Origin of the sequence: Idiomarina sp. UBA3162 (genome assembly GCF_002364475.1) — a bacterium.
In the GTDB taxonomy this organism is placed as follows: Bacteria; Pseudomonadota; Gammaproteobacteria; order Enterobacterales; family Alteromonadaceae; genus Idiomarina.
On record NZ_DEYI01000041.1, the window covers coordinates 1 to 23542 of the forward strand.

Consider the following 23542-nt stretch of genomic DNA (forward strand, 5'->3'; position numbering starts at 1 on the left):
CGAAAACCCATTTGTAACTGACCGCTTTGAATTCTTTGTTGGTGGCCGTGAGCTTGCAAATGGTTTCTCTGAGCTTAATGATGCACAAGACCAAGCTGAGCGCTTTACGCGTCAAGTCGAAGAGAAAGATGCGGGTGATGATGAAGCAATGCACTTCGATGAAGACTACATCCGCGCATTAGAGTATGGTTTACCTCCAACAGCGGGTGAGGGTATTGGTATCGACCGTCTGGTGATGTTATTTACAGACTCACCAACGATTAAAGACGTGATCCTATTCCCACACATGCGTCCTCAAGCTGACTAATCAGCTAAAAGTCTTTAAAAACGCCGCTTTTTAGCGGCGTTTTTTATTTCTATTCAAGAATTTGGGGACACTGACGATATTCATATATCCTTGATATAAATCAAGAAGAGAAGGATAGTATGAAAGATAACGGACCCATCACCCAAAAAGAACGCAACATTCCCGATAACTATCGGCTGATCTCATCAACGGATCGCAAAGGCATTATTACTCACTGTAATGATGATTTCGTTGAAGTCAGTGGATATGATCGTAAAGAGCTTATTGGCTCACCACATAATATTCTGCGTCATCCAGATATGCCAGCCGCCGTATTTGAAGATATGTGGCGCACCATTAAACGTGGTCACCCCTGGATGGGCTTAGTTAAAAACCGTTGTAAAAATGGCGACCATTACTGGGTTAGTGCATATGTCACCCCCATTATGCATGATGGTAAGCCAGCCGGTTTTGAATCTGTTCGTGTAAAGACGTCGGATGAACGCAAAGCTCGTGCCTTTGCTATTTATCAACGAATGAACCAAGGCCGCAGTCCAGTCTCCTTCTCTAAGCGTGCTTTTTATTCCGCTCGTGACCTAACACCGGTATTGATACCTGGTCTTTCTGCTACAGCAGCCGCTGCGTTTTTGGGGTCAATAGAGGCTAGTTTAGCGGTGCTAGCAGGTACGGCTATTAGTTGCGTTTGGTACGGCCGCTATATTTCTACTATGCTACAACGCATGCTACAAATACGACCCGAAGCTTTTGACAGCGAGTTGATCGGTAGCACCTACTTCAATGCTCAGGGTAGAGAAGCCCAATTATCTTTGATGTTGTTGAGCGAGGGGGCGCGCAATCGCACTGCGTTGGCTCGTATCAAGGATGCCGTGGGTGGCTTACTGCGCGTCGCCGATGACACGAGTCAACAGGCTAAAACGTCAAATGAGCAGGTACAACGTCAAACACAAGCTACTGACCAAACAGCGGCGGCGATGAATCAGATGTCTACTACCATACAAGAAGTCGCGGCAACCGTTGAGCAAAATGCAGAGCAAGCTGATAACGCCAAGCAAAACACCGATGAAAGTGTCAAGCTCGCACGTCAGGCGAGCGAAGTCATTGTTGAGTTGCACGAAGCCGTTAAACAAATCGCTCAAACGGTCGAGGCGCTTGACTCTTCAACAGCAGAAATCGGTGAAGCGGCTGATTTGATATCCTCCATTGCAGAGCAAACCAACCTGCTCGCGCTCAATGCCGCGATTGAAGCAGCGCGCGCCGGTGAGCATGGACGGGGATTCTCAGTCGTTGCCGACGAGGTGAGAAATCTTGCGCGTAGGACTTCCGAATCAACTGACAGTATTCATAATGTGATTAATCAGCTACGGGGCCGTGCCAAGGAAGCAGTTACAGTTTCGCAACAAGGTGAAAAATCGGCAGCCGAGGGGGTCGACAAAGTTAAACGTGCCGACAGTGCGTTGTCTCAAATCTCCGATGCGATTGAACAGATTGCTGACATGTCTACGCAAATGGCGTCGGCTGTTGAGCAACAGTCGGGCGTAGCCGAGCATATTAATCAACAGCTATCTGAGATTGCGGAAATTGCCCGTCAGACCGAACAAACCTCTGACAATACGCAGAAGTCGAGTGATGAATTGAAGCGCACATCGTATGAATTATACGAGCTTATTGAGCGCTTCAACCTGAAAGGCTAATCGGCTTCGTGCTTACTTTCGTGCTGCGCTTCGCGCTGTTGTGCAGCACGTTGTTTCTCTTCAAGGAATGCGACGTCGTCCATCTCGACTTCGGGTAGTTCACTACAGACATCTCCGCCTAACCGATTCACGGCTTGACATAAATCCGAGACTTTTTGATCCAATACGTGAACATGATCAAGCATTCGACCAATGGCTGTTGCAACAGGATCAGGATTATCGGCTGAAATCGCATACGCATCAAAGCCATAGGCTTTAGCCATTCTGGCACGGCGCTCCGATGTTTCTTTGTCTTGGCCTGACTTCGCCACTCGCGCGGGAATTCCAACCATCGTGGCACCATCAGGCACATCACGCACCACAACTGCGTTAGACCCAATGCGTGCTTCAGTACCTACAGTCAATGGACCCAGTACTTTCGCTCCTGCTCCAATCACTACGCCGTCCTTGAGCGTTGGGTGCCGTTTGCCTTTATTCCATGAGGTTCCACCGAGGGTAACGCCGTGATATAGGGTCACATCATCGCCGATCTCAGCGGTCTCGCCTATCACGACACCCATACCATGATCGATAAAAAATCGGCGTCCAATCTTAGCGCCCGGATGTATCTCGACACCGGTTAACCATCGGCCAATATTTGAAACGAAACGCGCTAACCAATACAGCTTAAGCTTCCAAAGACGATGACTAAAGCGATGGAGCCAAATCGCGTGTAAACCTGGATAGTTAAAGAGTATTTCAAAGGCGTTGCGGGCCGCAGGGTCACGGCTATAGACGCTTTTTATATCTTCTCGAATGCCTTTAAATAACATCGGCGCTTCCTTTTACCGAGTGGGAAACTCACGCAATAACTTGTCGACGTCAGCTAAAATAACGTCTTTTAATTCAGCCTCGTAACCTTCACGCTCTTTATCGAGTTCTTTGATCTTCTGCTTTGGAAACTTCTTACGGTTTTCGTGCGTCGGCATGTGTTTAATGCGTTCGTACATGTCGTGCATTGCAGGATAATCTTTCGAGTAGTCATACTCCGTCGATTCAGGACGATGATCCAGCAGCACCACAATGCGCAAACATCCTTCAGATAATGGACACTGATCTTGCTGCATGCCTTTAGCAATGGTAATAATGCTTTCGTCGATACGGTCAACACGCTTTTGCACCGCTTGTTGACGTAACTGATTTTGATAGCGTAGGCGTTTAAGTAGTGTCATAGCATAAACCGCTAAACCTACGATAACGACGACGCCCAGAATGTATAAAACTATCGCTAATGTAGACATCAATACTCCTCGTCATCCCATTCATCGTCATCATCGTCAAGATCGAGACCTAACTGGCTTGCCAGCTTTTCGTAACGTTCAGATTGCTCGTCGAGATAACGCTGATCATCATTAGACAACACTTCACCCTGCTCAAAGCGCTCAACCAAATCCTGCAATTTTTCATCATTTTGCAACTGCTCGAGCGCTTGTTGCGGAGTCAGTGCCGCGACGGCTGCTGTTGAAACAACAGGGCCTAGGTCGATCTTACGCTTACTGCCCTTGCGTGGATCCGTTTGGGTGTCATTGTTTTGTCCCGTCTGCTGATCACGTTTAGGCTCACTATGGCGTTTACCGGCAGGTTGGCCTTTACCTTTTTTCTTTCCACGGGTTAGGTTTTCTACTTGGCGTTTATCTTTTGGCGCTTTCGACGGCGCAAGAGGCCCCGTCTTACGTGTTTTTTTCTTACGAGTCATGTGGACTCCTTATTTCATAGAGTTAGTCCTATTGTAACGCATACACGCATTGTAATCAGCAGGATTTAACACAACGAAAGAAGGTTACTTGGTCGCTCACTCTGTCGACGTTGAAACCAAACCGTTGCGCAATATAACGATAGGTCTGGTCAGTAAAAAACGAAACATGGGTTAAGTCGTTTTTGTAATGCCAATTGGGAAATACGTCAGCCGATACATAGGGTTTTGTCATCGTCGCCAACGTACCGCCTGGCTTAACGAGCCGACGTAACTGTATAAACTCTCGTTGCGGATAATAAAAGTGCTCTATGACTTCAGTACAGGTCACTACATCGTAGGATTCACTCAGTACCGTTTCATCGGGCGAGTAAATAGGATCATAATGGTTGGCGTCGATCCCCGATTCTTGCATCATTAGATGCAACGTGGGGCCAGGTCCTGAACCAAAGTCGAGCGCTGTTTGGTAGTCCAACCTCTGACAAATCGTGTTTAGAGGCTGCCAAAGGCGATTTAAGAAGTCTCGGTAGTGTGGATCATGGGGATCGTTTTCGTGTGTTTCGTAAAGACGCTTTTCCTCGTCACGGTCAACGTGCGTAGCGGGATCAGCAAAAACCAACTGACAATGACAACACTGATGGAAGGAACGTCTTCTATCACGCGCATAAAACTGACTTGGTGAATCACAAAGAGGACATAACAACATAAAGGGCTCAATAGAAAAGAAAAAAGGCGATGTTTCCATCGCCTCTGTTTCTCATATTCGGCAGCGCACTGCAACTATGAGAATGGTTGTCACTGCTTCCGAGTTTTTATCTCGGTCTTCCGTAACCTAATTTTCTAGTTGTTGTTATTATAGAAAGGAGCAACCAATACTACTTTTACTCCCTGGATCTCTATTCTATTATTATTGGTTTTGTGAACCGAAATCCAGAATCGATTTATTGTTATTTTTATGTATCGATTTTATTCGCTGCTTTAGGCAGTCTTATTATTGTTTTGATGCCTCAGGAGAGGTCATCTCCCTCGGACGCTTTAAAGACTACGTATTAATGCGGATGAGTTCAATGATTTTATCGCTCTAAAAATCCATTTTTTTATAACATTTTTGTTTATAAGACGTAAAAAACGCATAAATCTATAACATATGATAAAAAAAGGGTGGCATTTGAGCCACCCTTCATGAATAAACTTTTTTCTTAATAAAGACCGTGCAGGTACTCAGCAAGTAATTTCATCTCTTCATCGGTCATTTTTGCAGCAACACCGCGCATCATACCGTTAGGGTCGTTTGCACGTTTACCACTACGAAAATTCTCAAGCTGAGAAATTATGTACGCAGGGTGTTGTCCTGAAATGTCAGGGAACGCTGCGAGGCCCATTCCGTTACCGCGTGGTCCGTGACAACCTGCACACGAGGGAATCTTAGTATCAGGGTTGCCGCGGCGATAAAAATCCGCACCTTTCGCGATTAAGTCCTCGGGCGTGTCGCCTTTCGCAGGATCTTGAGCTGCAAAGTAAGCGGCTAAGTCTTTCATGTCTTGTTCGGACAAGTTCGCGACTTGGCCCATCATAATAGCATTGTTACGACCTTGCTCACCGCCTGTCTCAGAGGCGGTTTTGAAGTCCATCAACTGCTTATAGATGTACTTGGGGTGTTGACCCGCTAAGTTCGGGTACATGTCTGTCGGAGAAACGCCGTTAGGTCCGTGACATGCTGCACATACCTGAGACTTTTGTTTCCCTGCTTCGACATCACCCTGTTGCGCCATCGCAACGCTGGTCGAACTAATAAACAATCCTAGAATGATCGCGAATTTTTTCATGTCTGCTTCTCTTGTCTCTGTGAGGCACCCTCGTGCCTGAACCGATCGCATCTAACGGTAGCTTATTTTACACAAAACAACGCACGATTAAACGTCTAATGCACATTGTTTATGCAATTCAGCGTTGGAGAAAGTGTACAGATGCTTCATAATACCGCGCAATAGTGAACATTTTACAAGCAAGTGAGCCTGTCGTGTCAGAAAAGCGCATCAATTATCAAACAGCTACCTTTATTACTAGTGCCCCCAATATACGCAAGTTACCGGAGGATAGTGGCATCGAGATCGCGTTCGCCGGCCGCTCAAACGCAGGTAAGTCCAGTGCATTAAATACACTGACACGCCAGCGCAACTTGGCGCGGACCAGTAAAACGCCGGGGCGGACGCAATTGATTAACGTTTTTGAAACCGCAACAGGTCAACGCTTAATCGATTTACCAGGATACGGTTTTGCCAAAGTACCAATGGAAGTGAAAGAGCAATGGCAACGGTCGCTGTCTGAGTATTTAGAAAAGCGCGATTCACTCAAAGGCTTGGTCGTACTCATGGATATTCGCCATCCGTTTCGAGAGACCGACCAAGAGCTGATTTATTGGGCGGTGGATTGCGGCATCCCAGTATTGGCGCTATTGACTAAGGCCGATAAGCTAAAACAAGGCGCTCGAAAGTCAACGTTATTGAAAGCGCGCCAAGCCGCGATCGCCTTTAATGGTGACGTACAAGTTGAAGTATTCTCTTCGCTCAAGAAATTTGGTATCGACCAACTCGAGCAAAAGCTCGATCAATGGTTTCTAGGCGAAACGCCGGCCACCGATGACTTTGTAGAAAGCGATGACACATAACAGTTCGGAGACTCCACCATTAAAAGCGTGGCTGTTGCTAGGCCTACTCGCACTGATATGGGGTAGTTCGTTTTTATTAATTAAGAAAGGGTTGATCGCCTTTACAGCACTTGAAGTCGGTGCGCTGCGTATTGCATCTGCCGGGATTGTATTAACGCCTTTAATCTTACCTAAACTGCGTCAAATTTCCCGCAAACATTGGCTCAAACTGGCATGTGTTGGCCTTGTAGGTAGTTTCATACCCGCCTTCATGTTTGCCATCGCACAGACTCAGCTACAAAGTGGTGTCACTGGCGTATTGAACGCATTAACGCCAATATCAACGTTGGTGATTGGGGTATTACTATTTAGTCAGTCAGCACGTTGGGCGCAGTGGATAGGTATTGTTATTGGCTTAGTCGGGACAGTTTTACTGATTACCGCGACAGCGAATGGTTCGTTCACCTTTAATAGCTATGCCCTATTAGTCATGCTTGCGACCGTCTGCTACGGCATCAACCTCAATTTAATCAAACATAAAATTGCCGATTTAAAACCACTCACCATTACTGGCGTATCCCTGCTGATGGCCAGTATTCCAGCAGCGTTCTTCTTATTTTTGGGCACTGATTTTTTAGCCCATGCACAGCAGCCTGATGCGCCTCTGTCGCTCACCGCTGTTCTGGTATTGGGAATTGTTGGCACCGCCGGTGCATTGGTCATTTTCAATTATGTGGTACAGCTAACCAACACTGTATTCACCAGCTCCGTAACTTACTTGATTCCCATCGTCGCCATGATGTTGGGTGTGCTTGATGGCGAACCCTTCTTTCTGCAGCACGGCTTGGGAATGCTGGCTATTTTAATCGGTGTTTGGTTTGCTAACCGCCGGGGTCGAAGCGGACTGGCAGGCATTCCTCAAAGTAAACAATAAAAAAGCCCGACCAAAAGGCCGGGCTAAAAACAATCCAGGGAGAACAAATTTTTGAAGGCTTACCTCTCGCCTTCACTTATTCAGAGTCTCCCTATTTAAGAAAGTTCAAAATTTCTCAAAAAAATTAATGTGCTTCGTCCCAGTTCGCGCCAAATCCATACTCAGCAAGCAATGGCACATCCAGTTCGGCCGCCTCACCCATCACATCAGCAAGAGCTTTGGCATAGCTTTCTGCATGTTCTGTACGAATTTCAAAAACTAATTCATCGTGTACCTGCATTAGCATGCGAACATCTGATTGACAGCCCTTTTCATCGATCCAATCGCCCACTTTTATCATTGCTCGCTTAATAATATCCGCCGCGGTACCCTGCATCGGTGCGTTAATCGCAGCACGTTCAGCCGCTTTGCGACGAGCACCATTGGATGCTTTGATTTCTGGCAGCGGTAAGCGACGGCCAAAAAGCGTCGATACATAACCCTGCTTCTTCGCTGTTTCGCGAGTATTTTCCATATATTCTAAAACACCAGGGAAACGCTCAAAGTACTTGTCCATGTAGGCTTGCGCTTCATGTCGAGGAATATCAAGTTGGCGCGATAACCCAAACGCAGACATACCGTATATCAAACCAAAGTTAACCGCTTTAGCTCGGCGGCGCTGTTCATCAGTGACTTCCTCTAAGCTGCAACCAAACACTTCACTGGCCGTAGCACGGTGGATGTCCTGCCCTTGGGCAAAGGCTCTTAGCAACGAGGCATCTTGCGATAAATGCGCCATAATTCTGAGCTCTATCTGACTATAGTCGATAGCTACGACCGTAAAGCCTTCCTCAGCCACAAACGCTTGGCGAACACGGCGGCCTTCGGGCGTACGAATAGGGATATTCTGTAAGTTGGGTTCAGTCGATGACAACCGACCCGTCGCGGCGACAGCTTGCTGATACGAAGTATGCACACGCCCAGTATCTGGGTTAATCATACGCGGTAATTTATCGGTGTAGGTCGATTTCAATTTAGCCAAGCTACGATGCTGCAAAATCACATCCGGCAGTGGATAATCATGCGCCAGCTCCTGCAGGACTTCCTCGGCGGTCGACGGTGCGCCTTTCGGTGTTTTTTTGATGACCGGAAGCTCAAGCTTTTCAAACAAAATTTGCTGCAGTTGTTTCGGAGAACCGAGGTTGAACTCTTCACCGGCAATTTCAAAGGCCTTTTGCTCAAGTTCATCGAGCTTGTTAGCAATCTCTTCACTCTGTTTACCGAGCATTTCAGCATCAACTTTTACGCCGTATTCTTCCATGTCGGTTAGAATACTGACCAGAGGCACCTCAATATCGGTTAACACAGAGGCGAGCTGCTCACCTGTCTGGTGGACTTTGTCCCATAAAATATGATGCAACCGCAACGTAATATCGGCATCTTCCGCAGCATAAGGTGCTGCCTGCGCCAGCTCAATTTGGTTAAAGGTAAGCTGTTTTGCTCCTTTCCCCGCAATCTCTTCGAACTTAATCGGCTTATGGTTCAAGTATTGCAGACTGAGCGTGTCCATGTCGTGACGCGAACCCACACTATTAAAAACGTACGAAGCCAACATGGTGTCATTCTTGATACCACGAAGTTTAATACCGTAACGACGTAGAATGTGCGCATCGTACTTAAGATTCTGACCTACTTTAGCGATACTGGAATCTTCGAGTAGTGGTTTTAAGACTTTTAACAACCAGTCACGATCGACTTGCTTTTCGACCCCGACGTAATCATGCGCCACCGGTATGTAAACCGCTTCGCCTTCCGCTATTGAAAACGAAACCCCGACGAGTTGCGCTTCCATGTAGTTAAGGCTCGTTGTCTCGGTATCAAACGCGATGACCTCAGCTGATTTTAATTGCTCAATATAATCAGAGACTTCTTCTTCATTAAATAACGTCTTGTACGCGTCGCGGTTAACACTGAACTGTTCGCTTTGCTCTTCGGCAGGACTCGCTTCGCCTAAGGCTTGATCCGTTGCCGCGCCGGTTTCTAACAGCTCATTCAGCCAACGACGGAATTCCATTTTGCCATACAGCGTTTGTAGCTGATCCGTGTCAGCCGGTTCAATCGTTAACGCGTCGGGTGCACATTCGAGCTCAACATCACACTTGATAGTCGCCAACTCGCGTGACATTAGCAATTGGTCTTTGAATTCTTCTAGTTTCTTCGGCATTGATTTAGCGCCGCGGAACCCTAATTCTGTCACCGCACTTATATCTTCGTAAATCTTATCGATACTCGGAATACCTTGAAGCATCGCCTGCGCTGTTTTCTCACCGACCTTGGGTAAACCAGGAATATTATCCGAGCTATCACCCATCAATGCTAAGTAATCAATAATTTGACTAGGCTTAACACCAAACTTTTCAACCACCCCAGACTCGTCTAGCAGTGTGTCTGTCATGGTATTAATCAACATGACATGATCATTAACTAATTGCGCCATGTCCTTGTCACCGGTGCTGATCAAGGTAAACCGGCCCTTATCGCCGGCTTGCTTTGCCAGCGTACCAATCACGTCATCCGCTTCGACGCCATCGACACACAGTAATGGCAATCCCATTGCCTTAACAATGGCATGTAAGGGTTCAATTTGCGTGCGCAAGTCGTCAGGCATGGGTGGTCGATGAGCTTTATATTCATCGTAAATATCGCTACGAAACGTCTTACCTTTGGCATCGAATACCACTGCCATGTGCGAAGGTTTATAGCGTTTAAGCAAACTGCGCAACATATTAACGACCCCATAGACCGCACCCGTAGGTTCTCCGGCCGAGTTGGTTAAGTGTGGCGGAGCATGAAAAGCTCGAAATAAGTACGAGGAGCCATCGACTAAAATGAAAGGATTTTCAGGTACTGTCTGCGCCATGAATGCGGTCTCGCTGGTCAAAAAACTAATGTGCTAAGGATGCCATAGGCGCTGAAACAAGGCTAGTCGATAAATGTGGATACGCTGTGGATAATTCTGTTGACAATAGTAAACCCCACGAACAAACAAAAAGAGTTATCGTGTATGGGATAGATTTTAACAGCTTGATTTTAAAAGGGATTTTTAAACGGCGGGCTACCCTAAGTGCCCTACTTCTTATTATTTGTTTCGTTGTGGAAACTTATTTTTGCTACCCGACGTTTTGATACCAGAGCGCACCGAATCGAGCAGACTAAGTAGACTACCACAAAATGAGACAAGGTCTAGTCAGACTGTCGGTTTTTTTATACTCTTTTCTTCCATATTAAGCGTACCTTTATAATAGGTTATTTTTTTATCGAGAATTCAATGCGTTGGGAACCCGCTGATGTTGATCAGCCCGATTACTATTGGCAAAACTTCAACACTATCTTGCGTTGGGTGCGGCATCATCACGACACGCTGTTAGATGATGAAACTCGACTGACACTCGCACGTTATGAGTCACTTAACACCGACGCACAAAAGCTATGGATTCGATTATCCAGTCGTCGCGGTCAGCAATTTCGAGTCGATGGCTTGAATTACTCGGAAATCAACCTCGCTGAAGCGGTCAACACGCTTGAGGGTGAGGGCTGGCTGACCGTACACCATGCGATCAATAGCCCTGAAGGAGTTGAGCTATTAAAGCGCGCCGAACTACTACATGTGGCGCGAGAAAACGGCTGCATGCTCTCTACTTCGGCGAAAAAAGCCGACATTCTCGAGGCACTATTGGCGCTTCCAAGACCATGGCCAGTCGCCGCTCAACTGCAATGGTATGCGTTAACACAACAAGCAAACTTTGACCGCTTGTCATTGTTGTTTTTTGGAAATGCACATCAAGATCTCACCGAGTTTATAAAGACAGCACTCGGTCATGTTCGTTATGAAACCTACACAATTCGACCTAAAAGCTTATTCAGTAGTCCTGAGGATGTTGCTAACTACCATGCAATGAGTACGTTTCGCCAACGTTACTCGGACACAGAAGGCTTACCTGAGCGTATACATATTATCCGCGACTGGTATAAACGCGCAGCAAACCATCAAGGATGGAAGAAATTTCGAGGCGCCTATAGCCGGCTCTGCAATAAGCTCGCGCGAGACTGTGAACGAGCCGATGCACTCGACGATGCTCTAATGATTTATCAGCAGTCATTCCGCCCCCCTGCGCGCGAACGAATGGCAAGAATTTACAGAAAGCAAGGTAATAATAAGCAGGCTTACTCTACCCTGAATGAAATGGCAGAGAAGCCGTGGAACGACCCAGAGCACGCCATTGCTGAGCAATTATTGTCACGTTGGTTTGCTGAACCTACGACACAGCAAACCGAGCCTGAAACTCACCATTTAAGCTTTGCATCGAGAGGAGCCTCAATAGAAGCAGAGAGCTTAGCTCACTTTGAGCAGCAAGGTTGGCGGGGAGCACACTACGAAAACACAATTCCACAAACACTATTTGGTATTATTTTTTGGGATATCGTATTCAAAGATATTGAAGGCGCTTTTGTTCACCCGTTTCAGCGAGGGCCAAGAGATCTCAATAGCCATGAGTTTTATCATCGTCGCGAAGCGTTAATAAAAAAACGCCTTGATGAAATCAAGCACTGCCCCGACACCGTAATGCAACGTATTACTAAAGTTATCGATGAAAAAACAGGCCTCGCGAATCCGTTTATTTACTGGCCCGGAGTTGATAAGGGTGTACTCTTAGATTGGTGGCTACGACTCAAAGGTCAGCAGTGGGCGGCTATTTTTGAGCGTATTGCTCGCGACGTACACAACAATCGCGCCGGCTTTCCCGACTTATGGTTGTATCGCGATAAACAGGTCATGCTGGTCGAAGTTAAAGGTCCAGGCGACACATTACGCCCCAACCAAATCCGTTGGCTGAGAGCACTTAACGAGGTCGGTGTGAATGCCAACCTCGCATTAGTCAAGCTTGGCTAACTCATTACGCAACTGATGATAGATGGCTTCGGTTTTAGGTTTGTCGCAGGAAAACCAAAGGCTAAAGCTGACTGCCGCTTGTTCCACGAGCATTCTTAAACCATCAAAACAAACACCCCCACCGGATGCTTTAAACTGACTTTGAAAAGCTGTCGCATCACGACTGTAAACCATGTCATAGCCAACGGTATCGGCATCAAGCAGATGCTCAGGAAGTGCTAACGACTCGCCAAACAAACTGGCACTGGTAGCATTAATAATGAGATCAGGTTTACGCGCATCAGACCAATGCCGTAACACCTGCGCCGAATGAAATAGCGAAGCAAGTTGCTCGGCACGTTCCACTGTGCGGTTCCACACCCAAATCACATCTGGCTTCTCGGCATTAAGCGCTGGCATGACACCGCGACTCGCGCCGCCGGCCCCGAGCAAGAGAATACGCCGCCCCGCCAAACTGACACCTTTCGACTTGAGCGCGGCGACTAGCCCGTCGCCATCGGTATTGGCACCGATCAGGCCACCATGAGGCGCGCTAATTAATGTATTAACGGCGCCACTATGAGCAGCTGAGCCTAGGTGTCGAGTCACAAGCTGATACGCTACCTGTTTAAATGGTACTGTTACATTGGCGCCAGCTAAACCTTGCGAAAATTGCCGAGCTACCGCTTTCGGAAAACCTTGAGGACTCACTAATAGACGCTGGTAATCAACACTGCGCCCGGTTTGCTCAGCGAATAAGCTGTGTATTCTCGGTGACAGACTGTGCTTAATTGGATTACCGAAAACGGCTAACTGATTACTCATTAACATAGTCCATGCCGGCCCAGTCCCGCGGTAACAAATAGTATTCCGTCAGAGCAGCCTCTACTGATTCAGGCTGTGGTTGCCAGTCATATTCCCACCGCACTAATGGCGGCATCGACATCAGAATTGACTCGGTTCGCCCGCCGGTTTGCAAGCCAAACAAGGTGCCTCGATCCCAGACTAGATTAAATTCAACATAACGACCGCGGCGATACAATTGAAATTGACGTTGATGCTCTGAGTATTCAGTTTTTTTGCGACGTTCTACGATAGGCACGTAAGCTTCACAAAAGGCATCGCCAACCGCTTTGATTACATCAAACGCCTCGTCAAACGATCGGTCGTTCAAGTCGTCAAAGAAAATACCACCGATGCCACGCGCTTCATTTCGGTGTTTCAAATAAAAGTAATCATCACACCAAACTTTGTATTTGTCATAGAGTGCAGGGTCTACTTTATCGAGCGATGCTTTGGCTTTTTTATGCCACTCAATGCAATCGTTGGTGTAGGGGTAATAAGGTGTTAAGTCAAAGCCTCCACCAAACCACCAAACGGGGTCTTCACCTTCCTTTTCGGCAATAAAGAACCGGACGTTAAGATGAACGGTCGGTACATGGGGGTTACGTGGATGAATGACCAAAGACACGCCGCAGGCATTGAAGTCACGACCTTCAAGTTCGGGCCGGTGCGCCGTTGCACTCTTAGGCAGCTGTTCACCGTATACATGCGAGAAGCCCACGCCGGCCTGTTCAAACGTTTCGCCCTCTTTCATCACTCGAGAACGACCGCCACCACCTTGCTCCCGTTGCCACTCATCCTGTTGGAAGTGTCCACTACCATCAACGGCTTCCAATTGTTGGCAAATACTATCTTGCAAGCTGAGCAGGTAATTCAATACCGGCTGCAACATAGTCTGTTCCATCATGACAAAAACCTTACCTCAATACGGTGTTATTAAATGGATCGATGATTTTAGAGGGTTGCTCTGCGCCACCTGTTTTTTCATCCCAAACCCAATCGACTTCATCACCGAAGTAATCACTCACTTCTTGAGCTGTTCTAGCCGGCTCTTCACCGCTTGGGTTGGCGCTAGTAGATACTAATGCAGTACCTAGCTTGCGACAAAGCTCTCGCACGGGCTCATAGGCTGTAACACGCACTGCAATGGTATCTCGTCCACCGGTCAGCAGTGGTGAAACCGTATCGCGTGCGGGAAGAATCAATGTCACCGGGCCAGGCCAATGTGATAGCACGCTAAAGCGCTTATCCTGACCAATTGCGGAATCTTTAACATAAGGTGTCAATTGGCTATAGTCAGCGGCGATTAGAATAAGCCCTTTGTCCTCAGGGCGTTCTTTCAAGGTTAGAATCTTGCGGATCGCTTCCTCGTTACGTGGATCGCAACCTAAACCGAATACTGCTTCGGTTGGGTATGCGATTACACCGTTTAATAGCGCTGAACGCGCTGATTCAATATCAAGTGCTGACACTGGAATTCCTCTCTCAAACTAAAAACTGGACTTATTATAGCGGCTTGGAGCGGTAGTCGCAGTGCTTTTGCGGACAAACAAGGCGCTCGGAACCCTGACTACGCTTTCGCATTAACAAGGGGAAGTCACACTCGGGACAGGCTTCATTAACGGGAGGTAAAGGCAACGAAAAATCGCAGGTGGGAAATTGATCACAAGAGAAAAACTGTTTACCCGAACGACCTGTCTTTGCAACAACTCGACCTGTTCGACCAGCCTTTTCACACTCCGGACACGGAACCGAATCCTGTTCTCGTTGAGTTGGATCTTCTGCAATAAAGTCACAGTCTGGATAATTGCTGCAACCAACAAAAAGCCCAAACCGTCCGCTTTTTAACTGCAAGTCATTGCCGCACTGGGGACAAGGCACACCCAAGCTCTCCGGCTCAATCTCTGATTGCTCGCGAAGCCCCTGGGTATACTCACAATCGGGATAGCCACTGCACCCCAAAAAACTCTGCTGACCTTTGTGCTTTAAAACCAGCTCACGACCGCATTTCGGACACGCCTGCATGACTCTATATCCTTAAGTAGATTAGTGCAGCGGCCCCTCCGGCTCCTCAAATAGCAAACCTTCCATCTTATCGTAAGCCGCTTCACGCCCTGGTAGGTTAAATAATACCATAAGCACGACCCACTTGAGATCGTCGAGACTAAATCGACTGGTTTCGAGCTCCATCACTCTATCAACGACCATTTCTCGAGTGCTAAAGTCCAATACGCCAAGATTTTCGAGATAGGTTAAAAACCCACGACACTGAGTATCTAACCGACTGCACTCAATTTCCGTATAGACCCGCATTGAAGCAACAGGTGTGACGTTGAGATAGGTCTTAGCCTCTGTTTCCTGTAAATCCGCCAAGCGTTCAAGCCAAGCTAACGCTTTTTGAATTTCTTGCCGATGGAATCCGGCCCGGGCGAGTTCGTCCGTCAACTCATCGTGGTCAACCACAACTTCTGAGTCGGAATGTATATAGTTCTCAAACAAGTACATGAGGATATCAAACATGGTTAGCGCCTCCCCACTTTTATGTAACCACCCGGAATTGCTGTAATCAGTCCTTCAAGCTCAAGTAATAATAATTGTTCGCTTACCTCAGCAACCGATAACCCCGTTCGTTCAACCAGCTCATCTAAACTTACTGGGTCATTACTCACATTAGCGAACAATGGATTGTTTGCCAAGTGTTTAGGAATTGTACATTGTGTTTGCTGACTCGGTTTATTCGCACTGATGTCAAACCAAGACAAGATATCGTTTGCACACGTGATCACGTGTGCGCCTTCTTTCAGCAACCAGTGACACCCTTCCTGTGACTTAGCAAAAATGCTGTTAGGCACTGCGCCCACTTCGCGCCCCTCTCGTAACGCCGACAAGGCGGTAGAAATGGATCCACTGCGTCGTGCAGCTTCGATAACAACAACGCCTTTCGACATTCCACTTATAATACGGTTGCGACGCGGAAAATGATCCATGCGTGCCGGGGTACCTGGTGAAAATTCGCTGATGATTAACCCCTGATGACTCATCAGCTCATAGAGCTCACGATTTCTACGCGGATAGATCTGATCGATACCGGTGCCTAATACCGCAATGGTCGCACCATAGTCGAGAGCCGCGCGGTGTGCAGCTGCATCGATGCCCATCGCTAAGCCACTCACAACAGCTAACCCTGATTGCGCGCATTCCCGAGCCAGCTGGTCGGTAACCTGAATACCATAGTGACTCGCCTTTCGACTACCGACCATGGCGACACTCGCTTGGGATAGTAGTTCAGTACGCCCTTTATAAAATAACACCATAGGCGGGCGCTCTATGGTTCTTAACAGTGCGGGATATTCGTCATCAAACCAGCCCACGACACCACAGTTATCGTTTTCCAACCAATGCATTGCCTGAAGTACGTAAGCTCTCTGGACCGACTTAATAGATTGCAGACATCGATCTTCAATCGCTTCTAGCTCAGCGAACTCTCTACATTCCCGCTGTACAGCGATTGGCGCTTTGTTGAGGCTCATTAATAAAGCAAGTTCATGGTACTGCACGGCTGTCATTCCTCCCCCAATTTAAGGTAAAATAAAAGTAGTTAAAGCGAAGGAGATTTTGGAATGACTAAGTTAACGGTACTTAAGTACCCCGATGAGCGCTTACGCACTGTTGCGCAACCTATCGAACAGGTTGACGATGCGCTACGCGCTACAATTGACGATATGTTTGAGACGATGTATGAATCTCAAGGCGTCGGTTTGGCGGCTACTCAAGTAGATGTTCATCAACGTTTATTCGTCGCTGACTGTAGTGAAAATCAGAACGAGCCCTTAGTATTTATTAACCCTGAGATTACACGCGCTGAGGGTCATTTCACCAATGAAGAGGGTTGCCTATCGTTTCCGAACGTTTTTGCTAAAGTTGAGCGTGCCGAACATATTACCGTGCAAGCGTTGGACAAAAATGGCGAGCGATTTTCAATGGATGCGGAAGGCCTATTAGCCATCTGTGTGCAACACGAAATTGATCACCTAGATGGCAAACTATTCGTTGATTATTTGTCACCGCTTAAACGCGAGCGTATTCGTAAGAAACTTGAGAAAGAACAACGTTTGCAAGAAAAATTAAGCACTGGAGCCTAATCGATTGAGCACACACAGACCATTACGTATTGTTTTTGCGGGTACTCCTGAATTTGCAGCCGACCATTTAGCGGCGCTACTTAATACTGATCATGAAGTCGTTGCGGTGTATACCCAACCGGACCGCAGAGCCGGACGAGGGAAAAAGCTGCAGCCTAGTGCTGTCAAGCAGCTAGCTCTTGAACACACGATCGCAGTGGAGCAGCCCGAAAAACTAAACACAACGTCGGCTCAGCAGCAACTCGCGGAGTATCGCCCTGACGTGATGGTCGTCGTCGCCTATGGCTTATTATTGCCTGAGCCTATTTTGACCACGCCCAAGTATGGATGTATTAACGTGCATGGTTCGCTACTACCACGCTGGCGGGGAGCGGCGCCTATCCAACGCGCAATTTGGGCGGGCGATGAGGCTTCCGGTGTTGCCGTTATGCAAATGGAAAAAGGACTCGATACGGGTCCAGTCCTACACGTTGAGCGTTGTGCCATTGATGCACAAGAGACATCCGCTTCGCTTTATAAAAAACTCGCTCAACTCGGGCCCCGTGCACTCGTAACCACATTGAACGATATTGAAAGCTACCGTGAACGCGCAGAAGTTCAAAACCACGATGCCGCGACTTACGCAAAAAAACTGAGTAAGGACGAAGGCAAAATTGATTGGTCGGACGCGACCCAGCTCGAGAGAAATGTACGTGCATTTAATCCCTGGCCTTTTGCTTGGTTTGAGCTTCCCGGCGGTAAACCAGGCCAACGCACTGTTAAGGTTCATCAAGCCAGCGTAAGCAAAACTGATCACCGCTCAGCGCCAGGCACCATTATCGACTGTTCACCTGCGGGTGTTACTGTTGCCTGCTCCCAAGGCGCTTTAACCCTTCACTCATTGCAGTTACCGGGCAAAAAGCCGTTACCCGTGAGTGACTTACTGAATGGGTATGCCACCACCTTTGCAATTGGGGTAAATTTAACCGATGTCGACTAACACATCGACGGGCGCGCACAGTCGCGCTGCCGCCGCTCAAGCTATCCACGCAGTGCTGGAACAAGGCCAGTCGCTGACTCAAGCATTAACCACGTATAGTGAGCAGTTATCCGCGGAAGATAAGCGTCTCGCGCAAGCCATTAGCTATGGTGTCATGCGCTACTTACCGGTGTTGACTGAAAAAGTCAGCGGCAAGTTGGATAAACCGTTGAAAGGCAAAAATCAAATTATCCAGTCGCTACTGTTAGTGGGTACTTACCAACTGTTTAAGTTGCGTACTAAAGACCACGCAGCGTTGAGCGCCACCGTTGAGGCAAGCAAATTATTAAAACGTAAAGCATTAAGTGGTTTGGTGAATGGGGTTTTACGTCAAGTTTTACGTGAAGCGCCCACTCGTAACGATGATGGCGAACGCGAGTTGCCAAGCGCTGAAGGTGTTAACCATCCGCGTTGGCTTAGAGAGAAAATTAGAGCCGCATACGGTGAAAAAGCGGAAGCCGTTTTCACAGCAAATGATACTCAGCCGCCACTCTGGCTTCGCGCAAACCGACGTCACACGACCGTGACTGACTACACTGCACTGTTAGCTGAAAACGGTATTGAAGCCGTTGCCGACAGTCAGGCATGCGATGCGATTCGACTTGTCAAACCGGTGCCGGTGACTAAACTCCCGCATTTTGAAGCCGGCTGGGTGTCAGTTCAGGACCGTTCAGCACAACTAGCAGCGGATATGGTAGACGCCCAACCGGAGCACAGAGTGCTTGATTGCTGTGCAGCACCCGGCGGAAAGACGGTACACCTGCTTGAACGTACCGAGTTTCAAACGCCCTTAATCGCTATTGACGTTGATGAACAGCGCCTTGAACGCGTCAGTGAAAACTTATATCGCGCGGAGCTCTCTTGCGAAGTGGTTTGTGCCGACGTTTTAGATCTTGATAGTTGGTGGGATAAGCAGCCTTTTGATCGCATTTTATTGGATGCCCCCTGCTCCGCTACGGGTGTCATTCGTCGTCATCCAGATATCAAGTGGTTGCGTCGTTCATCAGATATCGATCAGCTTGTTGAGTTACAGCAAAGCATGCTCGAGCGCCTTTGGCCGACATTAAAGCCTGGAGGCCAGCTCATATATGCCACGTGCTCGATCTTGCCCGAGGAAAATAGTGAGCAAATATCGCACTTCCTCGGTCAGCATTCCGATGCTAACCTTATAGCTATTGAGGCGAACCGTCCCATGTTACAGCTATTACCTGGCGAACATGATGGTGACGGATTCTTTTACGCGAAGATAGAAAAACTGCCATGAAAATAATTATATTGGGTGTAGGTCAGGTTGGCGGAACGCTTGCTGAGAACCTTGTCGGCGAACGTAACGACATTACACTCGTCGATACTAATGCCGAACTGTTAGAGTCGTTTCAAGATAAATACGATTTACGTATCGTAGTAGGTCATGGCTCACACCCAGACACGCTGCGTCGCGCTGGCGCCGAAGATGCCGATTTATTAATCGCCGTAACAAGCAGTGATGAAACCAACATGATTGCGTGCCAGGTCGCCTACTCAATCTTTAATACGCCGACTAAAATCGCTCGTATTCGCTCTGAAGAGTACATTCGTTACCGTGATCAATTGTTTCACAAAAACGACGCACCAGTAGATTACATCATTTCACCTGAGCAACTCGTCACTAACTATATTCGTAAGTTGATTGACTACCCGGGCGCACTGCAGGTCATGGAGTTTGCCTCAGGCAAAGCCAGTTTGGTTGCCGTTAAAGCTTATTACGGAGGCAAGCTGGTCGGTCATGCTATCTCAACACTCAAAGAGCACATGCCCAATATCGATACGCGGGTGGCGGCTATTTACCGTCAAGGTAAGCCGATTCGACCTACCGGTACAACCGTCATTGAAGCGGATGACGAAGTGTTTTTCATTGCCGATACACGTCATGTAAACCGCGTCATGGAAGAGTTACAAAAACTCGAAAATCGATACCGCCGAATTATGGTTGTGGGCGGTGGTAATATTGGTGCCGGCCTTGCCAAACAGCTTGAGGCAGATCATCGCGTTAAGCTGATCGAGCGGTCTGAAACACGTGCTGAGGCCCTATCGCAGCAACTTGAACACACATTAGTGTTCAAAGGTGATGCTTCTGATCAAAAGCTTTTAGAAGAAGAACACGTTGAAGATACGGATGTCTTTATTGCCGTAACCAACGATGATGAAGCTAATATCATGTCGGCGATGCTGGCAAAGCGTATGGGCGCCCGCAAAACTATGGTACTTATCCAACGCAGTGCCTATGTCGATTTAGTTCAAGGCGGTGAGATTGATATTGCTATATCACCACAGCGGGCAACGATTTCGGCCTTGTTAACGCACGTGCGCCGCGGCGATATCGTCAACGTTTACTCGTTACGCAAAGGTGCGGCTGAGGCGATTGAGGCGATTGCGCATGGAGATGAATCAACGTCAAAAGTGGTAGGTAAAGCCATTAAAGATATTAAGCTTCCCCCAGGAACGACTATCGGCGCGGTTGTGCGAGGAAGCGAAGTACTTATGGCTCATAGCGAGACCATCATTCAATCCGATGACCATGTGATGCTGTTCTTGCTGGACAAGAAGTACATCGATCAGGTCGAACGATTATTCCAACCCAGCGCGATGTTCTTCTAACAGCTTTACGCGCCCTTGTGTTTGAGCCTGAAACTGCTTGTCGAGTTGAGCTCGGTATTCAGGCTCAATAGCTATGATTTGATGCACTGTCTCAGTGTATGTTTGCTCAATGACTTTATATTCGCAGCTGCTCAAAATGCTCTCAACAGCGCCCTGATCCCCGTATTCATAGACTAAACTGTAGTATTCACGGTATTTACGCTCCGCCGTTTTGATGAACGGGAGCGCTTCCGCTACGGCTTGGCTGTAAGCACGCTGTAAGCCTCCTGTACCTAGCTTGATACCCCCAAAGTAACGCACTACAACGGCAGAAACCTCACCTAACGGGTGATGGGTTAATACGTTAAGCATTGGTCGCCCTGCAGTACCACTGGGCTCGCCATCATCGCTGCTTGCATAACAGGTATCATCGAAGGGGCTACCTGCGACGGACGCGGTGCAATAGTGATTGGCTTTAGTCCAACGTTGCTTAACGTCGGCAATATGGTTCGCCACATCGTCCGCGCTCGTTACAGGCGCTAACGACGCGATGAAACGACTGTTTTTAATTTCAATCTCGTGCTCAACAGCTTCCGTCAAGCGCAAGTAATTACCTTTTTTCACGTACTTCTGAACCGTTAGTCATCTTTCACTCTCATGGTAGCAAAAGCATCAAATAAATTAACCTCTTTACCATTGAGAAGTTCATAAATCTGTTGATAACTAAGCACCGCTTTTACATAGTCCCGCGTTTCGTAATAAGGGATCATCTCGACCCATTCATCGAGCGCGGTCGACTCAGAGGGCAGCCAATCTTTGACCTTATAATAACCCGCGTTGTAGGCCGCGGTAGCCAGCACATGATTACCATCAAAGCGTTCTTTCAGTCGACTCAAATAATAAGTACCGAGCGCGACATTAACTTCCGGTGTATTGAGACGTTTAAAGCTATCATCATTGCGTAGCAACTTCGCGGTACCAGGCAAGATCTGCATAAGACCGCGCGCGCCTGCTCCTGAGTAGGCATCGGCTCTAAAGCTACTCTCACGTCGAGTTATTGCCATCGCCCACGCTGGGTCGATACCGTATTTTTCGGACGAGAGATTGATGATTTCGCTATAAGCCATGGGGAACCTTATCTCTACAGCATCAAAGTGACCAATTTGGGCCAATGTCCAAATGGCTTGATCATGCCAGCCCCAATCACTGGCTATCACGGCGGCGGTCTTGAATGCCTCACCGTCGATGTCACTGAGTAGATGATTCCACTCGCGACGGGCATCGACATCGCGCCCTAATTGAAGAAACTCATATGCGCGTTTAACATCATCGCGCTCTAATAAGGTGGTTATCTGTGTCTGCGTTGCCTTGACCGGGTCCTTCTCTAAACTCACCGGTGCGCCAATACGCGCCGCAGCCAAAAAGCCATAGTAATGGCGCTCTTTGGCCAGCGCCGTATAAATTCGATTAGCATTCAACTTGTCGCCGGTTTCCTCCATCGCCCGAGCCAGCCAATATTGCCATTGGTTACCACCCGAGATAGCGGGTGGCAGTGTTTGAATAGTCATCTTAAGTGCAGCGAAGTCATGATCGCGCAGGTATGCCGCAAGACGCCACTGTAATACACGCTCATCAAGCTCAGAAGGCGGTACTTTTTGATGCCAAACTCGCGCTTCAGGGTGCTCTTTCAAGCTCAACGCAACGGCAAACTCCTCAGCTATTCTGTGCCGCTGCGCTGCGGTAAATGGCAAACGTGATACGAGACGCTCATAGGCTTTAAGTGCGAGCTCTTCTGCTCGCCAAATCAATTTGGTCAACGCAAACGTTGCTATTTGTGCCTCTTTGGCAGGATCGACACCGCGGAGTCTGGAAAGTTGTCCAATCGCCGCTGGCGAGTAGCGCACCTTGTGGTAGAGCTCGCCTAAGTATTGCTCTCGATTCGGTAATAAGCTGGTAAGGTAAGGGATTAAGGTTGGGTTTCCCTCTTCTGCCGCAAGCACTATCCTCTGCCAAACTTTTTCTTTGGTACGTGCGTCGAGCTCTGCCCACTCGTTTAAAATCGCATCGCAGGCCGTCGGCACAGAAAAACCGTGACGCCAAATAGCATCCACCTTACGAATGAAAGGGCCATCCTCTAAGCCACCGGCTCGCTCAGCCTCAATTAAATAACACTGGTGAGTCAGTGTACCCGGATGTCGGAAGTCGCGAATAAAACGCTGGTATTCACCTTGCTGCGCTAAATAATCTAACCAAGGCTGGCGTAATTGCCAGTCTAACGGCGTACCTTTATATTGCTCAAGAAAGCTCACGACACGATCTTCGTTGGCTAAGTAGCCCACTTGCTGTAATCGCTCAAGTTCAAGATAAGGTTTGAGCGGATAGTTTTCCAACTGGGCTAAAAGTTGGTTATATTCAGCAATGCGACCACGACGGGCAGCGTATTCAGCTTTCTTAAACAACTCACGCTGTTGGCTAACATCCGCCGATTGCTGAGGAGCATTGGCTACGGATTGTCCACCCGGCTGTGCAGCGATAGCGTGCGCTGTGCTGAGAAAACAAGCCAATAAGCTGTAACGAATGATAGACGTCAGTTTATTCATTGATTCAAACGCATGTTTAAATAACCGTTGAAAATTTAGCGCTTTCGCGCCACACTCTTCTTACTTTAACTTAACTACTTTCCAAATAAAGTATTGGAAACGT

Annotated in this window: 23 protein-coding genes; 9 read left to right on the plus strand and 14 right to left on the minus strand. The window is 47.8% G+C overall.

The window, feature by feature from the left end; translation table 11 throughout:
* Together B2X00_RS04400 and B2X00_RS04405 are read left to right on the plus strand one after the other, a co-directional pair.
* Positions 1–307: amino acid--tRNA ligase-related protein (locus B2X00_RS04400; RefSeq protein ID WP_290486282.1), on the plus strand; the 307-nt coding region annotated here is incomplete at its 5' end.
* Positions 308–426: 119 nt separating this feature from the next.
* Positions 427–1998, plus strand: coding sequence for a methyl-accepting chemotaxis protein (locus B2X00_RS04405; RefSeq protein WP_290486283.1), 1572 nt, complete (start codon positions 427–429; stop codon positions 1996–1998).
* Here the strand turns inward: B2X00_RS04405 and cysE are convergent.
* The 5 genes from cysE to B2X00_RS04430 form a co-directional block, all read right to left on the minus strand.
* Positions 1995–2810, minus strand: a complete 816-nt coding sequence (cysE, locus tag B2X00_RS04410; protein WP_071462859.1) for a serine O-acetyltransferase — start codon at positions 2808–2810, stop codon at positions 1995–1997. The genes B2X00_RS04405 and cysE overlap by 4 nt on opposite strands.
* Before the next feature lie 12 nt (positions 2811–2822).
* The gene (locus tag B2X00_RS04415) at positions 2823–3278 is read right to left on the minus strand and encodes a DUF2489 domain-containing protein (RefSeq protein ID WP_071462858.1); all 456 of its coding nucleotides are present in this window, start codon (positions 3276–3278) and stop codon (positions 2823–2825) included.
* A complete protein-coding gene (gene yihI / locus B2X00_RS04420; protein ID WP_290486284.1) occupies positions 3278–3733 on the minus strand; it encodes a Der GTPase-activating protein YihI in 456 nt (151 codons plus the stop codon). Before yihI ends, B2X00_RS04415 begins: the two co-directional genes overlap by 1 nt.
* Before the next feature lie 55 nt (positions 3734–3788).
* Positions 3789–4475, minus strand: coding sequence for a class I SAM-dependent methyltransferase (locus B2X00_RS04425; protein WP_290486285.1), 687 nt, complete (start codon positions 4473–4475; stop codon positions 3789–3791).
* Positions 4476–4929: 454 nt separating this feature from the next.
* Entirely contained in the window at positions 4930–5556 is a 627-nt protein-coding gene (locus B2X00_RS04430) for a c-type cytochrome (protein WP_290486286.1), read from the minus strand.
* A 194-nt stretch (positions 5557–5750) separates the two neighbouring features.
* On the opposite strand from B2X00_RS04430, the gene yihA reads away from it, so the two are divergent.
* Positions 5751–6398, plus strand: coding sequence for a ribosome biogenesis GTP-binding protein YihA/YsxC (gene yihA, locus B2X00_RS04435; RefSeq protein WP_290486313.1), 648 nt, complete (start codon positions 5751–5753; stop codon positions 6396–6398).
* Entirely contained in the window at positions 6388–7311 is a 924-nt protein-coding gene (locus B2X00_RS04440; protein ID WP_290486287.1) for a DMT family transporter, read from the plus strand. The genes yihA and B2X00_RS04440 overlap by 11 nt, the downstream gene beginning before the upstream one ends.
* A 124-nt stretch (positions 7312–7435) precedes the next feature.
* On the opposite strand, the gene polA is transcribed toward B2X00_RS04440, so the two are convergent.
* Positions 7436–10210 (minus strand): DNA polymerase I, encoded by a 2775-nt coding sequence (polA, locus tag B2X00_RS04445; protein ID WP_290486288.1) that lies wholly within the window; start codon positions 10208–10210, stop codon positions 7436–7438.
* Positions 10211–10618: 408 nt separating this feature from the next.
* Between polA and B2X00_RS04450 the strand changes: the two genes are divergently transcribed.
* Positions 10619–12241, plus strand: coding sequence for a VRR-NUC domain-containing protein (locus B2X00_RS04450; protein WP_290486289.1), 1623 nt, complete (start codon positions 10619–10621; stop codon positions 12239–12241).
* On the opposite strand, the gene aroE is transcribed toward B2X00_RS04450, so the two are convergent.
* From aroE to dprA, 6 genes are read right to left on the minus strand one after another with little or no spacing between them, the layout of a single operon-like run.
* Entirely contained in the window at positions 12224–13045 is an 822-nt protein-coding gene (gene aroE, locus B2X00_RS04455) for a shikimate dehydrogenase (protein WP_290486290.1), read from the minus strand. The genes B2X00_RS04450 and aroE overlap by 18 nt on opposite strands.
* A complete protein-coding gene (gene hemF / locus B2X00_RS04460) occupies positions 13038–13967 on the minus strand; it encodes an oxygen-dependent coproporphyrinogen oxidase (protein WP_290486314.1) in 930 nt (309 codons plus the stop codon). The genes aroE and hemF overlap by 8 nt, the downstream gene beginning before the upstream one ends.
* 13 nt (positions 13968–13980) lie before the next feature.
* Positions 13981–14535 carry an L-threonylcarbamoyladenylate synthase gene (locus tag B2X00_RS04465; protein ID WP_071462851.1) on the minus strand — a complete coding sequence of 185 codons (555 nt, stop codon included), beginning with the start codon at positions 14533–14535 and terminating at the stop codon, positions 13981–13983.
* 34 nt (positions 14536–14569) lie between these two features.
* Positions 14570–15088 (minus strand): DNA topoisomerase family protein, encoded by a 519-nt coding sequence (locus tag B2X00_RS04470; RefSeq protein ID WP_290486291.1) that lies wholly within the window; start codon positions 15086–15088, stop codon positions 14570–14572.
* A gap of 21 nt (positions 15089–15109) precedes the next feature.
* Positions 15110–15583 carry a DUF494 family protein gene (locus tag B2X00_RS04475; RefSeq protein ID WP_006954110.1) on the minus strand — a complete coding sequence of 158 codons (474 nt, stop codon included), beginning with the start codon at positions 15581–15583 and terminating at the stop codon, positions 15110–15112.
* 2 nt (positions 15584–15585) lie between these two features.
* Positions 15586–16629, minus strand: coding sequence for a DNA-processing protein DprA (dprA, locus tag B2X00_RS04480; protein WP_290486292.1), 1044 nt, complete (start codon positions 16627–16629; stop codon positions 15586–15588).
* 54 nt (positions 16630–16683) lie between these two features.
* On the opposite strand from dprA, the gene def reads away from it, so the two are divergent.
* Genes def through trkA form a run of 4 tightly spaced genes read left to right on the plus strand, consistent with a single transcriptional unit; the run spans position 16684 to position 20860 of the window.
* Positions 16684–17205 (plus strand): peptide deformylase, encoded by a 522-nt coding sequence (def, locus tag B2X00_RS04485; RefSeq protein WP_290486293.1) that lies wholly within the window; start codon positions 16684–16686, stop codon positions 17203–17205.
* Positions 17206–17209: 4 nt separating this feature from the next.
* Positions 17210–18184, plus strand: a complete 975-nt coding sequence (gene fmt / locus B2X00_RS04490; RefSeq protein ID WP_071462848.1) for a methionyl-tRNA formyltransferase — start codon at positions 17210–17212, stop codon at positions 18182–18184.
* Complete coding sequence (rsmB, locus tag B2X00_RS04495; RefSeq protein WP_290486294.1) at positions 18174–19487, plus strand: 16S rRNA (cytosine(967)-C(5))-methyltransferase RsmB; 1314 nt, start codon at positions 18174–18176, stop codon at positions 19485–19487. Before fmt ends, rsmB begins: the two co-directional genes overlap by 11 nt.
* Complete coding sequence (gene trkA / locus B2X00_RS04500) at positions 19484–20860, plus strand: Trk system potassium transporter TrkA (protein ID WP_290486295.1); 1377 nt, start codon at positions 19484–19486, stop codon at positions 20858–20860. The genes rsmB and trkA overlap by 4 nt, the downstream gene beginning before the upstream one ends.
* Here trkA and B2X00_RS04505 read toward each other — a convergent pair.
* Both B2X00_RS04505 and B2X00_RS04510 read right to left on the minus strand, forming a co-directional pair.
* Positions 20831–21463 carry a YigZ family protein gene (locus tag B2X00_RS04505; RefSeq protein WP_071462845.1) on the minus strand — a complete coding sequence of 211 codons (633 nt, stop codon included), beginning with the start codon at positions 21461–21463 and terminating at the stop codon, positions 20831–20833. The two genes, trkA and B2X00_RS04505, sit on opposite strands and share 30 nt — an antisense overlap.
* A gap of 14 nt (positions 21464–21477) precedes the next feature.
* Entirely contained in the window at positions 21478–23439 is a 1962-nt protein-coding gene (locus B2X00_RS04510) for a transglycosylase SLT domain-containing protein (protein WP_290486296.1), read from the minus strand.
* Positions 23440–23542 lie beyond the last annotated feature (103 nt).

Bases quoted from the DNA above. Each gene is read 5' to 3' on its own strand.
- B2X00_RS04425 (WP_290486285.1), bottom strand. From the start codon at position 4,475: ATGGAAACATCGCCTTTTTTCTTTTCTATTGAGCCCTTTATGTTGTTA.
- B2X00_RS04430 (WP_290486286.1), bottom strand. From the start codon at position 5,556: ATGAAAAAATTCGCGATCATTCTAGGATTGTTTATTAGTTCGACCAGC.
- B2X00_RS04405 (WP_290486283.1), top strand. From the start codon at position 427: ATGAAAGATAACGGACCCATCACCCAAAAAGAACGCAACATTCCCGAT.
- B2X00_RS04475 (WP_006954110.1), bottom strand. From the start codon at position 15,583: ATGTTTGATATCCTCATGTACTTGTTTGAGAACTATATACATTCCGAC.
- B2X00_RS04415 (WP_071462858.1), bottom strand. From the start codon at position 3,278: ATGTCTACATTAGCGATAGTTTTATACATTCTGGGCGTCGTCGTTATC.
- B2X00_RS04510 (WP_290486296.1), bottom strand. From the start codon at position 23,439: ATGAATAAACTGACGTCTATCATTCGTTACAGCTTATTGGCTTGTTTT.
- trkA (WP_290486295.1), top strand. From the start codon at position 19,484: ATGAAAATAATTATATTGGGTGTAGGTCAGGTTGGCGGAACGCTTGCT.
- B2X00_RS04470 (WP_290486291.1), bottom strand. From the start codon at position 15,088: ATGCAGGCGTGTCCGAAATGCGGTCGTGAGCTGGTTTTAAAGCACAAA.
- B2X00_RS04440 (WP_290486287.1), top strand. From the start codon at position 6,388: ATGACACATAACAGTTCGGAGACTCCACCATTAAAAGCGTGGCTGTTG.
- aroE (WP_290486290.1), bottom strand. From the start codon at position 13,045: ATGAGTAATCAGTTAGCCGTTTTCGGTAATCCAATTAAGCACAGTCTG.
- cysE (WP_071462859.1), bottom strand. From the start codon at position 2,810: ATGTTATTTAAAGGCATTCGAGAAGATATAAAAAGCGTCTATAGCCGT.
- def (WP_290486293.1), top strand. From the start codon at position 16,684: ATGACTAAGTTAACGGTACTTAAGTACCCCGATGAGCGCTTACGCACT.
- dprA (WP_290486292.1), bottom strand. From the start codon at position 16,629: ATGACAGCCGTGCAGTACCATGAACTTGCTTTATTAATGAGCCTCAAC.
- yihI (WP_290486284.1), bottom strand. From the start codon at position 3,733: ATGACTCGTAAGAAAAAAACACGTAAGACGGGGCCTCTTGCGCCGTCG.
- rsmB (WP_290486294.1), top strand. From the start codon at position 18,174: ATGTCGACTAACACATCGACGGGCGCGCACAGTCGCGCTGCCGCCGCT.
- hemF (WP_290486314.1), bottom strand. From the start codon at position 13,967: ATGGAACAGACTATGTTGCAGCCGGTATTGAATTACCTGCTCAGCTTG.
- B2X00_RS04450 (WP_290486289.1), top strand. From the start codon at position 10,619: ATGCGTTGGGAACCCGCTGATGTTGATCAGCCCGATTACTATTGGCAA.
- polA (WP_290486288.1), bottom strand. From the start codon at position 10,210: ATGGCGCAGACAGTACCTGAAAATCCTTTCATTTTAGTCGATGGCTCC.